Origin of the sequence: Thalassobius vesicularis, assembly GCF_004799325.1 — a bacterium.
Classification (GTDB): Bacteria; Pseudomonadota; Alphaproteobacteria; order Rhodobacterales; family Rhodobacteraceae; genus Thalassobius; species Thalassobius vesicularis.
The window spans coordinates 216,392-230,231 of sequence record NZ_SSMD01000004.1 but is presented as its reverse complement, the minus strand read 5'-3'; the positions used below and the strand labels follow the sequence as shown (position 1 = coordinate 230,231).

13 protein-coding genes and 1 tRNA gene are annotated in these 13,840 nt (G+C 62.7%); 8 read left to right on the top strand and 6 right to left on the bottom strand.

Translation table 11 applies throughout. The features are described from left to right. Positions 1–35 precede the first annotated feature (35 nt). From E7681_RS10050 to E7681_RS10035, 4 genes are read left to right on the top strand one after another with little or no spacing between them, the layout of a single operon-like run. On the top strand, positions 36–608 hold the full coding sequence (locus E7681_RS10050) for a tripartite tricarboxylate transporter TctB family protein (protein WP_136339153.1): 573 nt from the start codon (positions 36–38) through the stop codon (positions 606–608). Further along, positions 608–2,128 carry a tripartite tricarboxylate transporter permease gene (locus tag E7681_RS10045; protein ID WP_136339152.1) on the top strand — a complete coding sequence of 507 codons (1,521 nt, stop codon included), beginning with the start codon at positions 608–610 and terminating at the stop codon, positions 2,126–2,128. Before E7681_RS10050 ends, E7681_RS10045 begins: the two co-directional genes overlap by 1 nt. Next, a complete protein-coding gene (locus E7681_RS10040; RefSeq protein WP_136339151.1) occupies positions 2,125–2,970 on the top strand; it encodes a shikimate dehydrogenase family protein in 846 nt (281 codons plus the stop codon). The genes E7681_RS10045 and E7681_RS10040 overlap by 4 nt, the downstream gene beginning before the upstream one ends. Continuing rightward, positions 2,967–4,844, top strand: coding sequence for a bifunctional sugar phosphate isomerase/epimerase/4-hydroxyphenylpyruvate dioxygenase family protein (locus E7681_RS10035; protein ID WP_136339150.1), 1,878 nt, complete (start codon positions 2,967–2,969; stop codon positions 4,842–4,844). Before E7681_RS10040 ends, E7681_RS10035 begins: the two co-directional genes overlap by 4 nt. Before the next feature lie 499 nt (positions 4,845–5,343). Here E7681_RS10035 and E7681_RS10030 read toward each other — a convergent pair. The 6 genes from E7681_RS10030 to urtA all read right to left on the bottom strand — a co-directional run bounded on the left by E7681_RS10030 (position 5,344) and on the right by urtA (position 11,486). Continuing rightward, positions 5,344–5,420 (bottom strand) — tRNA-Met (locus E7681_RS10030). A gap of 91 nt (positions 5,421–5,511) precedes the next feature. Beyond that, complete coding sequence (gene urtE / locus E7681_RS10025; RefSeq protein ID WP_136339149.1) at positions 5,512–6,207, bottom strand: urea ABC transporter ATP-binding subunit UrtE; 696 nt, start codon at positions 6,205–6,207, stop codon at positions 5,512–5,514. A 3-nt stretch (positions 6,208–6,210) separates the two neighbouring features. Beyond that, complete coding sequence (gene urtD / locus E7681_RS10020; RefSeq protein ID WP_136339148.1) at positions 6,211–6,951, bottom strand: urea ABC transporter ATP-binding protein UrtD; 741 nt, start codon at positions 6,949–6,951, stop codon at positions 6,211–6,213. Beyond that, positions 6,948–8,180, bottom strand: a complete 1,233-nt coding sequence (urtC, locus tag E7681_RS10015; RefSeq protein ID WP_136339147.1) for an urea ABC transporter permease subunit UrtC — start codon at positions 8,178–8,180, stop codon at positions 6,948–6,950. The genes urtD and urtC overlap by 4 nt, the downstream gene beginning before the upstream one ends. A gap of 1 nt (position 8,181) precedes the next feature. Next, entirely contained in the window at positions 8,182–10,137 is a 1,956-nt protein-coding gene (gene urtB, locus E7681_RS10010; RefSeq protein ID WP_136339146.1) for an urea ABC transporter permease subunit UrtB, read from the bottom strand. Positions 10,138–10,205: 68 nt separating this feature from the next. After that, positions 10,206–11,486, bottom strand: a complete 1,281-nt coding sequence (gene urtA, locus E7681_RS10005; RefSeq protein ID WP_136339145.1) for an urea ABC transporter substrate-binding protein — start codon at positions 11,484–11,486, stop codon at positions 10,206–10,208. 569 nt (positions 11,487–12,055) lie between these two features. On the opposite strand from urtA, the gene E7681_RS10000 reads away from it, so the two are divergent. The 4 genes from E7681_RS10000 to E7681_RS09990 are packed head-to-tail and all read left to right on the top strand — an operon-like array spanning position 12,056 to position 13,501. Continuing rightward, a complete protein-coding gene (locus E7681_RS10000) occupies positions 12,056–12,718 on the top strand; it encodes an urease accessory protein UreD (protein WP_246032458.1) in 663 nt (220 codons plus the stop codon). A 2-nt stretch (positions 12,719–12,720) separates the two neighbouring features. Further along, positions 12,721–13,023 (top strand): urease subunit gamma, encoded by a 303-nt coding sequence (locus E7681_RS09995; protein WP_136339144.1) that lies wholly within the window; start codon positions 12,721–12,723, stop codon positions 13,021–13,023. 11 nt (positions 13,024–13,034) lie between these two features. Further along, positions 13,035–13,199, top strand: a complete 165-nt coding sequence (locus E7681_RS18820; protein WP_168733187.1) for a hypothetical protein — start codon at positions 13,035–13,037, stop codon at positions 13,197–13,199. Next, positions 13,196–13,501: an urease subunit beta gene (locus tag E7681_RS09990; RefSeq protein WP_136339351.1), complete on the top strand. Its 306-nt coding sequence runs from the start codon at positions 13,196–13,198 to the stop codon at positions 13,499–13,501. Before E7681_RS18820 ends, E7681_RS09990 begins: the two co-directional genes overlap by 4 nt. The last annotated feature ends 339 nt before the right edge of the window (positions 13,502–13,840 follow it).

The window sequence follows — 13,840 nt, the reverse complement described above, 5'->3', positions numbered from 1 at the left end:
TTTTCGCGGTCACCGCGGACGCGGGAGGAAACCCAATGACCAAGATTGAAACCGACCACCACGACGGAACCTCGGATGCAACACCCGGCGGGTACGAGGGGCAGCGCCGCCCGGGCGAGTTGGTCTTCGGCGCGCTGCTGACCCTGGCCAGCCTGGTCCTGCTGTGGGACGCCTGGGGCATCGAGAACACCTTTGGCCCCAACGGTTTGTCCTCGCCGCGGGCGATCCCGCTGGCCACGACCCTGGTCATGGTGATCGCGGCAGCAGTCATCCTGCTGAAAGATATGCGCCTGCCCCGCGTCACCGGCGAAACGGTGATGAAGGACATCCTGCCGACCACTGTGATCATCGTGGCCGTGCTGCTGGTCGCGTTCGGCGTGCTGCTGAAACCGCTGGGCTTCCTGCCGACCTCGGCCCTGTTCCTGATCGCCACGATCAAGCTGCTGGGCGACCGTGGTTGGGGCTGGACGATCGGCGTCGCCCTCGCTTGCCTGGTGCTGATCTGGATCGTCTTCCGCATCGTTTTCACCGTCCTGATGCCCGCCGGGATCGTCCCCGAGGCCGAGCTGATTCAAGTCGTCCGCAACCTCTTTGAAGGAGCCAAGTGATGGACGCCGTTCTTGCCTTCCTGACTGTCTTTACCCACCCCGAGCTGTTGCTGCTGGTCGGACTGGGCACCTTTGCCGGGGTCTATGTCGGCGCCATTCCGGGCCTTTCGGTGACCATGGCGGTGTCGATCCTGATCTCGTTCACCTTTTCCTGGGACGTCCATCCTGCCATCGCGCTGATGATCGGCATCTATATGGGCGGCGTCTATGGCGGCTCGCGCACGGCGATCCTGCTGAACATTCCCGGTGCCCCGTCGGCCATCGCCACCGCGCTGGACGGCTACCCGATGGCCAAACGCGGAGAGGCGGGCACCGCCATCGGCGTGACCACGGTGATGTCCTTTATCGGCGGGTTCATCGGCATCGGCGTGCTGGCCGTCGCGGCACCCTTCGTGTCGGATTTCGCACTGAAATTCCAGCCGCGGGACTACATGCTGCTGGCCGTTCTGGGCATCCTTCTGGTCGGTTCGCTGTCCACGGGCAGCCTGGTGAAGGGCATCTTCGCCGGCGCGCTGGGGATTGCCATCGGGGCTGTCGGGCGTGACCCGCTGACCTTTTCCGAGCGGTTCACCTTTGATCTGCCGCTGATGCAGGGCGGGATTTCCTTCATCGCGGTGATGATCGGTATGTTCGGTGTGTCCGAGGCGCTGATGCAGCTGCACCACGTCAACAAGGACGCCGTCCGCCAACAGATCAGCCGCATCGTTCCCTCGCTGAGCACCGTGAAAAAGCACCTGCCGCTGTCGGTCCAGACCTCGGCCATCGGGGTGCTGATCGGCGCCCTGCCCGGCACTGGTGGCGACATCGCGGCGCTGATGGCCTATGACCACGCCAAGCGCGTCACCAAGAACCCCGAGCGCCCCTTCGGTGATGGTGCTATGGAAGGGCTGGTCGCCCCGGAAACGGCAAACAACGCGGCCGTGGGTGGGGCCTTCATTCCGATGATGACGCTTGGCATTCCCGGAGACGCAGTGACCGCGATCATGATCGGTGCGCTGTTCATCCACGGCCTGAACCCCGGCCCGATGCTGATGATCGACCAGCCGGACATGTTCTGGTTCATCGTCGGCGCGCTGGTGATGGCGAACTTCTTCATGCTGCTGTTCGGCCTGACCGGTATCAAGCTGTTTACCAAGATCGTCGAGATGCCGCGCTCGGTGCTGATCCCGCTGATCATGCTGCTGTCCATCGTCGGGGCCTATGCGGTGAACAACTCGCTGACCGACGTCTACTGGATGCTGGGCTTTGGCTTCTTCGGCTACTTCATGCGGCACTACGGTTATCCGCTGGGTCCGGTGATCCTGGGCGTGATCCTGTCGCGCCTGCTGGACGACAACTGGCGCCGGGCGATCATCTCGGAACGCGAGGATCTGGGCCGGTTCTTCCACGGTGTGTTCACCAGCCCGCTGTCGACGGTGCTGTTCATCGCGGTGATCCTGATCTTCGTCTCGCAGACCCCGATTTGGGCAAAGGCAAAGGCGAAACTGCTGGGCGGCTCTGGCCAAGGGGTGGAACAATGACCAACACGCTGAAACTGGGTCTGATCGGCGACAACATCGCGCGTTCGCGCTCGCCGCTGCTGCATCGCCTAGCCGGCGAGCAGAATGGGGTCGCCGTAACCTATGACCGGCTGGTGCCCAAGGATCTGGAGCTGACCTTTGACGAGGTCTTCTCCAGCTGCGCCTCGGCCGGGTATCGCGGGATCAACGTGACATATCCCTACAAAGAGATCGCGGCGGGCAAGGTTCAGGTCGACGACCCGCTGGTCCGCGCGGTGGGGGCAGTCAACACGGTCATCTTCGCTGCGGATGGCCCCAAGGGGTTCAACACCGACTACTCGGGCTTCATGGCGGCCTATCGCAACGTGCGCGGCGAGAAACCGACCGGCCCGGTGCTGATGATCGGCACCGGCGGGGTCGGACGGGCGGTTGCCTTCGGTCTGGCCGGGCTGGGTACGCGTGTGCTGCGTCTGGTTGACCGTGACCCCGCCAAGGCCGAGGCGCTGGCAGCGGCCTTGCAGACGGTGGTGCCCGACATGGACATCACGATCTGGCAAAGCCCCGAAAAGGCGGCCGAAGGGGCGACCGGGCTGATCAACTGCACCCCCGTTGGCATGGTGGGCTATGGCGGCACGCCGCTCAACGCTGCGGCCATGCCGGGGGCCGAATGGGCGTTCGACGCGGTCTACACCCCGACCGACACGCAGTTCATGACCGACGCCGAGGCTGCGGGCCTGTCGACGATTTCCGGGTGGGAGCTGTTCTTCTTTCAGGGCGTCCACGCCTGGGCGCTGTTTTCGGGCCTGGGTCTGGACGAGGCCGGATTGCGCTCCAGCTTGCTGACCACCGGAGAAGCCGCATGAAAACCGCGATCGCAACGGTGTCGATCTCTGGCACTCTGGCCGAGAAGCTGGACGCAATTGCGGACGCTGGCTTTGACGGAATCGAGATCTTCGAGCAGGACTTCATCACCGATGCAGGCAGCGCGAAAGACGTGGGCAATCGCATCCGTGACAAGGGGCTGGAGATCAGCCTGTTCCAGCCGTTCCGCGATTTCGAAGGGTTGCCTGCTGACCTGCGCGCCAAGGCGTTTGATCGGGCGGAACGCAAGTTCGACCTCATGCAGGACTTGGGGGCCGAGTTGATCCTTGTCTGCTCGTCAGTGCATCCCAAGGCGCTTGGCGGGATCGACCGCGCCGCCGATGACCTGCGCGAACTTGGCGAACGCGCGGCCGCACGTGGCCTGCGCATCGGCTACGAGGCGCTGGCATGGGGCCGCCATGTCAACGACCACCGCGACGCATGGGAAATCGTGCGCCGCGCCGATCATGCGAATGTCGGGATCATCCTCGACAGTTTCCACACGTTGGGGCGCGGGCTGGACCCCGAGTCGATCCGGCGCATCCCCGGCGACCGGATATTCTTTGTCCAGATGGCCGACGCGCCAAAGATCGACATGGACCTGCTGTACTGGTCCCGCCATTTCCGCAACATGCCGGGCGAAGGCGACCTGCCCGTAACCGACTTCATGCGCGCCGTTCTGGCCGCCGGGTATGCAGGCCCCGTCAGCCTTGAGATTTTCAACGACCAGTTCCGGGGTGGTTCGGCCCGGACCATCGCAAAGGACGGCTACCGCTCGCTCATCACGCTGCTGGACGACGTGCGCCGCGCCGAGCCCGAGATCGACGTCCACCTGCCGCCGATCCCCGCGCGCCAGCATGTCGATGGTACCGCCTTTGTCGAATTCACCACGCGCGGGGCCGAGGGCGACGAGCTCAAGGCGCAACTGTCGGCACTGGGATTTGCCGAAACCGGGCGGCATCTGGCAAAGGCGATCACGCTTTGGCAGCAGGGCGATATCCGCCTTGTCCTGAACGAAGAAAAGTCGGATTTCGCCGGTTCGGCCTTCAACATGCACGGAACATCCGTATGTGACATCGGCCTTTCGGTGTCATCGGCCGCCGACACCATGGCTCGTGCCGCCGCGCTTGGCTCGCGCAGCTTTGAGCAGGTGCCGGCGGTCGGTCAGCTGGATATTCCAGCGATCAGGGGGCTGGGCGGCAGTGTGCTGCACTTCCTTGATCGCGGTCATGCAGACGTCTGGGAAACCGAATTCGGTGCCAATGCGACGGGGCCGATAGGCGCGGGCCTGCAAGTGGTCGATCACATCGCGCAGACCATGACCTATGACGAGATGCTCAGCTGGTCCCTGTTTTACGGGTCGCTGTTCGAAATGACAAAGGCCCCGATGGTCGATGTTGTCGATCCGGACGGTCTGGTCCGCTCGCAAGCTCTGGGGACAGAAGACGGCGCATTCCGCATCACCCTGAACGGAGCCGAGACGCACCGCACCCTTGCGGGGTCGTTCTTGGCCAGCAGCTTCGGCGCGCCCGTGCAGCATATCGCGCTGACGACCGATGATATCTTTGCTACGGCAGAGCAGCTGTTCGTAAGCGGCTTCAACGCGCTGCCGATGCCCGACAACTACTATCAGGACCTGATTGCGCGCTTCGACATCGACCCGGCCCGTCTGGCCGAAATGAAGCGGTTTCAGATCCTCTATGACGCGGATGAGGATGGCGCATTTTTCCAGCTTTACAGCCAGCCGACACAGAACGGGTTCTTCTTCGAGATCGTGCAGCGCAACGGGTATCTGGGCTATGGCGCGCCGAACGCACCCTTCCGGATTGCCGCGCAAAAGCGGCTTGGACGGCAAAAAGGCGTGCCGTCGAACTAGGCGCGCTACGTGGACTTGAATAGCCTTACCCCAGCTCAGTCAGGGTGATGTTGTCAGCCCAAGCAGGCATGGCAATGAACGCCGCCAAGGCGACTGCGGCACAGCCGCGCGTAAACGATTTGAACAAAGGTTTTCCTTTGGTTCACAAGAGATATCCACCGCCCGCCAAAAGGGCGGTCCGGATCGATCAGTCAGTTTGTGAAGTTCAAAGGGTCGGAGGGGCTCGACTGTGGAAATCCGCCCCGAGGCGCAGCGGTTTATGCGGCTGCGGAGACAGAGCCAGATCATGCTGATAGCTGCGCGCCGCAAAAGGTCTCCATCACCAGCAGAAATCGCCTGTTGATCTCAAGTCCAACGAACAGATTCAACCCAGCATGGAGTGTCGCGATGAAGGCGGCCACTCGGCAAATTTCCGCGAAGGATGGAATTCTGCGCTTCGGGGTCTGCGGGCACCCAACGACCCGAACAGGGGCGCAGCAAACCATCGATGTAGGGGGGATGGTAGCGGAGGAGGGACTTGAACCCCCGACACGCGGATTATGATTCCGCTGCTCTAACCAACTGAGCTACTCCGCCAGAGTGGGTGCGAATTACGCAAGCTGGGCGCGGGCGTCAAGGGCGAAAAGACAGGTCCCCGCGCATTTTTTCCGCCCACCCCCCGATGGCGTCAGACCGAGACGGCCTCAACCAGTTCCTCGCGCGTCAACTCGGCCTTGGTGCCTTGTTTCAGGACCGCGCCGCGGCGCATCACCACGAATTTGTCGGCCAGGCCGTAAGCGAAATCGAAATACTGTTCGACCAGCACGATCGCCATTGTCTGCTGGTCGCGAAGGTATTCGATCACGCGGCCGATCTGCTGGATGATGTTCGGCTGGATGCCCTCGGTCGGTTCGTCCAGCAGCAGCAGTTTCGGCTTTGTGATCATCGCACGGGCAATCGCCAGCTGTTGTTGCTGGCCGCCCGACAGGTCGCCGCCCCGGCGATGCAAGAAGTCCTTGAGGATCGGGAACAGCTCGAACACCTCTCTAGGGATCTTGTGTTCGGATCGCGGCAGGCAAGCGTATCCCGTCTCCAGGTTCTCTTTCACGGTCAGCAGCGGGAAAATGTCCCGCCCCTGTGGCACGTAGCCGATCCCCTTGCGGGCCAGCGCGTAGGCGGGCAGCTTGCCAATCTGTTCGCCGTCCAGCTCCATCATCCCGCCGGACCGCGCATGCGTACCCGAGATCGCCTTCAGCAGGCTGGTCTTGCCGACGCCGTTGGTGCCCATCACGCAAGTAACCTGGCCCAGGGCGGCCTCCATGCTGATGCCGTTCAGGATTTGCGAGCTGCCATAGTGCAGGGTCAAATTGTCGATCTTCAGCATGTCTTAGCGCCCCAGATAGACGTCGATGACGTCCTGATTTTGTGTCACGTGGTCCAGCGAACCCTCGGCCAGAACGCTGCCTTCGTGCAGCACGGTGACTTTGCAGTTCAGACGGCGGACGAATTCCATATCGTGTTCCACCACCACCACGGCGCGGGTTTTCGCGGCTTCGACCAGGATGTCGGTGGTGTGCTCACGCTCGGCCAAGGTCATGCCCGCGGCGGGTTCGTCCACCAGCAGCAGGCGCGGTTCCTGCGCCAGCAGCATGCCGATTTCCAGCCATTGCTTTTGACCGTGCGACAGCTCGCCAGACTTGCGGTGCAGCTCGTCCGACAGACCGATTTCCGAGGCCAGTTCCTCGACCTTGCCCAAGTCCTTGAACTTGGGCTTGAAGGTCAGCACCTGCCACGGCGAACGCTCGTTTTTCAGCGCCATCAGCAGGTTGTCGAACACGGACTGATCCTCGAACACGGTGGGGCGCTGGAACTTGCGGCCCACACCCGCGCGGGCGATTTGCGCCTCGTTCATCTTCAGCAAGGACACCGATTTCTCACCCCAGACCACGCGGCCCTCGTCTGGCTTGGTCTTGCCGGTGATGATGTCCATGAACGTGGTCTTGCCCGCCCCGTTCGGGCCGATGATGGCGCGCATCTCGGCCGGGCCGATGCGGAACGACAGGTTGTTGATGGCCTTGAACCCGTCAAAGCTGACCGAGACGCCCGAGACCTCCAGCAGAGTGCTCATTCCTGGGCCTCCTTCTCTTGCAATGCGCCTTGGCCGGGGCCCAGCGGCTGACCGTGACGGCGCGGAGCGCGAATGCCTTGCGCTAGGTCGAACAGACCTCCGATGCCCTTCGGCGCGAAAAGGGTGACCAGCACAAAGCTGAGGCCCAGAACGACCTGCCACCAGTCCACCCAGTTGATCGTGTAAAAGCCCAGCGGGATCGACGGCGCCTGCCCGCCCGTGAACCATGTCGAGACCAGCGAGACGAAGGCCGCGCCGATCACCGCGCCATACAGCCGTCCGCGCCCGCCGATGGCCACCCAGACCGCCAGATAGATCGAGGCGATGGGCGCAATCTCGGCCGGGTTGATGATGCCCGCCTGCGGGTAATACAGCGCCCCGGCGATGCCCGCGATCATGGCGGTCAGCACGAAGATGAACAGCTTGTAACCCTCGACCGAGTAGCCAAGGAAACGCACGCGCTGCTCGTCATCGCGGATACCGCGAATGACCGAGCCGAATTTGCCCGACACGACCCACGCGGCCAGCACGTAGCCCAGCCCCAGCGCCAAGGCTGAGGCCCAGAAGAACCACATCGAGATCACGCTTTGCGGCACCGAGCCCAGACCGGGCAGGTTTTGCAGGCCCGACAGACCGTTGTTGCCGCGCAGACCCGAGTCGTTCTGGAACAGGTACAACGACAGCGCCAGCGTCATCGCCTGTGTCAGGATCGACAGGTACACGCCGGTGACGCGGCTGCGGAAGGCCAACCAGCCAAAGACCAGCGCCAGCAGGCCGGGGATGATCAGCACCAGCGCCAATTGCAGCGTCAGGCTGTCCGCAAAGGCCCAGACCAGGGGAAACTCGCTGCTGCCTACGACGCCGAAGATCTGAGTGCCGATGGCGTCCACCACCTCTTGGGGTGTGGGCGGAATCTCGGTGTTGGCCAGCGATTTCTCGACGATGAGGCGGGTGCGTTCGTACATCAGCCACATGCCGACCATGTAGCCGCCCAGCCCGAAAAAGGCGAAGTGGCCCAGCGACAGGATCCCGCAATAGCCCCAGACCAGATCCATCGCGATGGCGATCAGGCACAGGCACAGGGTCTTGCCCAGCGTCTTGACAAACGAGGTCGAGATCAGCGCCGCGCCCGTTGCCTCGGACATCAAGGTGACGCCCAGGGTGAACAGGGCCAGCAGACCAAGGAAGACCAGAACCGAAGGGTTACGCATCAGGAAGGTGTTTTTCATGTCAATCTCCTGCCGCGCGACCCTTGAGGGCGATGATCCCACGGGGGCGGAACTGGATGAAGATGATGATGAAGATGATCATGTAGGTCTGTGCCGCCAGGGTGTTCGACGGGTTCAGCCACTCGATCCCTTTCTGCAGGAAGCCGATCATCGCGGCGCCCGCCAGCGTGCCCCAGATGTTGCCGACACCGCCGACAACCACGGTCATGAAGCTTTGAACAATGTAGTCAGAGCCGAGCTCGGACGTGACCTTGGCGAACAGGCCGATGGCGACACCGGCGATGCCAGCAATGCCCGAGCCAAGGCCAAAGGTCAGCATGTTCACACGATCCTTGTTGATACCCATGCTGGAGGCCATGCGTGGGTTTTGCGTCACTGCGCGGGTTTCCAGACCCAGACGGGTTTTCTTCATCAGGAACAGGAAGAAGCCCAGGAAGATCAGCGCCAGCACGAAAATCGCGATACGGATATAGCTGATCGAAACCACGTCGTTCATCACCCACGCCCCGTCCAGCCATGCCGGAGAGGTCAACGGACGCGCCTGCGTGCCGAAGATGTTCTTGGCGACCTGCTGCAGGGCGATCGAGATCCCGAAGGTGGCCAGCAGGGTTTCCAGCGGACGGTTGTACAGCCAGCGGATCACCAACCGCTCCATCGCCACGCCAGCGGCAAAGGTCACAGCAAAGGCCATCGGGATCGCGACGATGATCGAGAGCGTGTAATCGGGAATGATCTGCTGAACGACATAGCCGGTATAGGCGCCCATCATGATGAACTCGCCATGCGCCATGTTGATGACGCCCATCACACCAAAGGTGATGGCCAGACCAATCGCCGCCAGGAAATAGATCGAGGCCAGCGACAGCGCGTCCAGCCCCAGGTCCAGCGCCTGGTTCAACCCGACGCGCATCTGGATCGCATCCATCGCATCGCTTGCGGCATCGGTGACGGCCTTTGACGGTTCTGCATAGACGTCAACAAAGCTGTGGGCGGCCAGGGCAGCCTCGAACTGCGCTTCGGTCACGGTCGGGGCGGCCTTACCGCCGGCGGCCAGAGCGGCATAAGCCGTGGCGCGCGCCTCGTCCGAGTTCAACTGAGCGACAGGGATGCCCGCCACCTTGCCATCCACGATATTGGCAGCCAGCGCCGCGCGTTTGTCGGAGGCAGAAATCCGCGGCGTGCTAAGCCTGGCATCCACCAGCATTGCGTAGGCGGCGTCGCGAGGCAGCTCATCGCTGCCGGGGCGCAGGGTCCGCGCGATATTCAATTCGGCGCCGGGTTTACCGGCAACCACGATGCGACGCGTCGCCAGCAACGGGTTCAGCGTGGCGCGAAGATCGACACCCAGATCACCGCCGAAGCTTTCAATCGCGGCAATACGCGCCTCGATTTCAGGATCGAAACGGATGGTCAGCAACCGCTCCAGACGCTGTTTGCGAGCCAAAACCGCGGGATCAGCCTCGGTGGCGATCGACTTTCGCAGGGGCTCCAGATGGTCGGCGGCGGCGTTGCGTTCGATGGCGGTCAGCGCATCGGAACGGCGCGCGGGATCGGGGTCGGACAGCTGGAACTGCACCAATGCAGTGGCGATCACGGCGCGGATGCCGCTGTTGGGCTTCAGCTGGTCGATCTCGTCCTTCGCGACTTCGCCAACCGTCTCGCCGGTATCGAAATCAATCAGGGCATAAGTCTTTGCGTTGACCTTTTTGGCTTCGAAAAAGAACCCGTCGGACTTGCGCTGCCACATGTCCTTGGCCTGCCAGGTTTCCAGAACCTTCTGGGCTTGGGGCAAACCGCTGTTGGCCAGCGCATCAATGGCGGGTTCGATGGTCTTGCGCGAGCTTTTCTCGATCACTGCGCGATAGTTTTGCAGGATGTCCTGGACCGGACCGGCCATCAGCTGCGCCGGAAGCGCAAGCAAGACCAGCGCGAGCAGGACGTGAAAGAAGTGCCGCATGTCAAAAACCGAATTTCAGGGATGGGGCGGAGGGGGCGCGAACGCCGCCCTCCAGTGATCAACAGAGATCAGTAGTTCGACTTGATCTGCACGCAGGTCTTGGTGTCGGTGTTGTACATACCGCAACCCAGGTCTTTCCAATCCGAGTCCAGCACGGCCGATTCCGGCAGGAAGTCGGTCCAGGCGTCGCCGGCGACCGGCTCGGTCTGGCTGATGATGTCGAACTGGCCGTCTGCGCGGATTTCGCCGATCAGGACGGGCTTCGACAGGTGATGGTTCACGCCCATCTTCGAGATGCCGCCGGTCAGGTTCGGGAATTCCTGGCCCCACATTGCCGTGCGGACAGCGTCAACATCGGTGGTGCCGGCTTGGGTCACGGCGTTCACCCACATGTTGAAACCGATGTAGTGCGCTTCCATCGGGTCGTTGGTGACGCGCTTTTCGTCGCCGATGAAGGCATGCCAGGACTTGATGAATTCAGCGTTGGCGTCGCCTTCGGCGGTCATGAAGTAGTTCCATGCGGCCAGGTGGCCGACCAGGTTCGCGGTATCGAGGCCCGACAGTTCCTCTTCGCCGACCGAGAAGGCCACGACGGGGATGTCATCAGCCGAAACGCCAGCTGCGGCCAGTTCCTTGTAGAAACCGATGTTGGCGTCGCCGTTGATGGTGCTGATCACGCCGACTTTCTTGCCGTCAGCGCCCAGGGCCACGACGTCAGCCACGATCTTCGACCAGTCCGAGTGACCGAACGGGGTGTAGTTGACGAAGATGTCGTCCTTGGCGATGCCTTTGCCCGTCAGGTAGCTTTCCAGGATGTTGTTGGTGGTACGCGGGTACACATAGTCGGTGCCCAGCAGCGCGAATTTCTCGACGCCCAGTTCTTCCAGAAAGTAGTCAACAGCCGGGATCGCCTGCTGGTTCGGGGCCGCACCGGTGTAGAACACGTTCTTCGACGATTCTTCGCCTTCGTACTGGACCGGGTAGAACAGCAGGCCGTTCAGTTCCTCGATCACCGGCAGAACCGATTTACGCGACACCGAGGTCCAGCAGCCGAACATGACATCGACGTTCTGCACGGTCATCAGTTCGCGGGCTTTTTCAGCGAACAGCGGCCAGTCCGATGCGGGGTCGACAACGACGGCTTCCAGCTGTTTGCCCAGCAGGCCGCCCTTTTTGTTCTGCTCGTCGATCAGCATCAGCATTGTGTCTTTCAGAGTGGTCTCCGAAATGGCCATGGTGCCGGACAGCGAGTGCAGCACACCAACCTTGATGGTGTCTTCGGCGGCGAAGGCCGGGACGGTCAGACCCAGACTCAGGGCGCCCGCCAGAGTGGCTTTGAGAAAATTCATGTCATCCTCCGAGGCGGGGCGCGCAGGCTGGGCCTTGCGCCAGGCGGTCCGAGACCTTACCTGACCCCCGCAACATTGTTTTTGTTGCATCCGTGTGGCGGCCGTTTCTGATTTCCACGCCAGGGCGGTCGTCACACACCCAGATCACGCCGATGTGAGGCTATGAGCGGGCATCGCCAGCAAGCGCACGAAGATGCTGCGGTCGCAAAGTCCTTAACGGGAGTCGCGTCGCACTTGGCCAATTCTGATTAATTTCTAGCCAGACGCCGGCGAAACTGCCCGCTTTTCACGCGACGTTGATCCGCGCCGCGCCTTCCAGCCCGCATTTTCAGCATCCAGCTTCCTCCTGCTGCGTGCGTGTGCGACTCATGCCGCAACCGATGGAGGGGCCAATCACCACCTTGACCGACATAGCGACCGAAAGGCCAAGCCCGCGCCAACCACGCGCAGTTGGCCGCGCTTTTTTGCGCTCCAAGGCCCGTGATGGCCTGTCGGTTTTGTCGGACCTGAAGACTCAGGGCTGTCTCAAGACACTTTTCCCACACGGGGCCCGCGACCGTTTAACGGGGGTGTTGCTGAATACAGCTGGCGGCATCACTGGCGGCGACCACCTGCAATTCAATGCGGGCGCGCGCGAGGGGTCTCGCCTGTGCCTGACCACCCAAGCCGCCGAACGCATCTACCGCGCCCAACCCGGCGAGGTTGGCCGGGTCGAAAACCGCCTGACCATTGAAGCTGGCGCCCGTCTGGACTGGCTACCGCAGGAAACCATCCTGTTCGACCACGGGGCGCTGGACCGCGCTCTGCATGTCGACATGGCCGCCGATGCGCGTCTGCTGGCGGTGGAATCGCTGGTTCTGGGCCGCAGCGCGATGGGCGAGACGCTGACCGCCACCCATCTGATTGACCGCATTCGCATCCGTCGCGGCGGCGATCTGGTCTTTGCCGACACCCTGCGCCTGAGCACCCAGACCCTGCCCCGCCTGACCGCGCCCGCCATGCTGGGCCATGCCAGCGCGCTGGCCTCGGTCCTGCTGGTCGCCCCCGAGGCCGAGGGCCACCTGCCCGCCCTGCGTGATCTGATGCCCGCCACCGGGGGTGTCTCGCTGATCCGCCCCGGCGTTCTGTTCGCCCGTATCCTGGCCGAGGACAGCTTTGTCCTGCGCCAAACCCTCATCCCCGTTCTGACCCATTTGAACGGCGCCTCTCTTCCACGAACCTGGATGATCTGACCATGAACCTGACCCCCCGCGAAAAAGACAAACTCCTGATATCGATGGCTGCCGAGGTCGCCCGCAAACGCCTGGCCCGTGGCGTCAAACTGAACCACCCCGAGGCCATCGCCCTGATCACCGACGCCGTGGTCGAAGGGGCCCGCGACGGGCGCAGCGTGGCCGACCTGATGATGGCCGGCGCGCAAGTCATCACCCGTGACCAATGCATGGAGGGCATCCCCGAGATGATCCACGAAGTGCAGGTCGAAGCCACCTTTCCCGACGGCACCAAGCTGGTCACCGTCCACAACCCCATCCGCTGAAAGGAACCGCCATGAAACGCCTCGCCGCAACCGCCCTGATCCTGTCCGCCGCGCCCGCACTGGCCCATGACGGTGTGCACATTCTGCCCCATGCCAGCGATCCCAACTGGCTGCCGCTGATCGCCGGGTCTGTCGCCGTCGGCCTGGCTGCGCTGGTCGCATGGGGCCGCAAATGATCCCCGGAGAGCTGTTCCCCGCCGAGGGCGACCTGATCCTGAACGAAGGGCGCGAGGCGCTGACCCTGATGGTTGCCAATACCGGCGACCGCCCGGTTCAGGTCGGCTCGCACTACCATTTCTACGAAACCAACCCCGCGCTGGACTTCGACCGCAACGCCGCCCGCGGCATGCGCCTGAACATCGCCGCCGGCACCGCCGTCCGGTTCGAGCCCGGCCAACGCCGCGAAGTGACCCTGGTCCCGATCTCCGGCGCCCGCACGGTCTACGGCTTCAACCAAAAGGTCATGGGGGCGCTGTGATTTGTTGACGGCCCCTGTATCATACGCCCAACGCAGGTTCGCGCCCGGCCCGAGGGTGGGTGCGTATTCGCGCCCGCCCTGGGGGGCGGGTCGGGCGCGAACCGGATCGCAAGCGATCCGGTGGGATCAGAACCAGCCACGGTATTTCCCCCAAATGGCCAGAGCTGCAAGAAACAGTGAAAAGAGTCGGAGCGATAGCTCGATAGTTGTCAAAGTTGCCTCCTTAGACGGGCTTTCAGGCTCATCCCGAAAGCTGGCAACCTCTCTAATAGTCACGAAATTTGGTTCGGTGTGGTTTATTTTATACCGACTGGGCGACCCACTAATTTCCACTTTTCT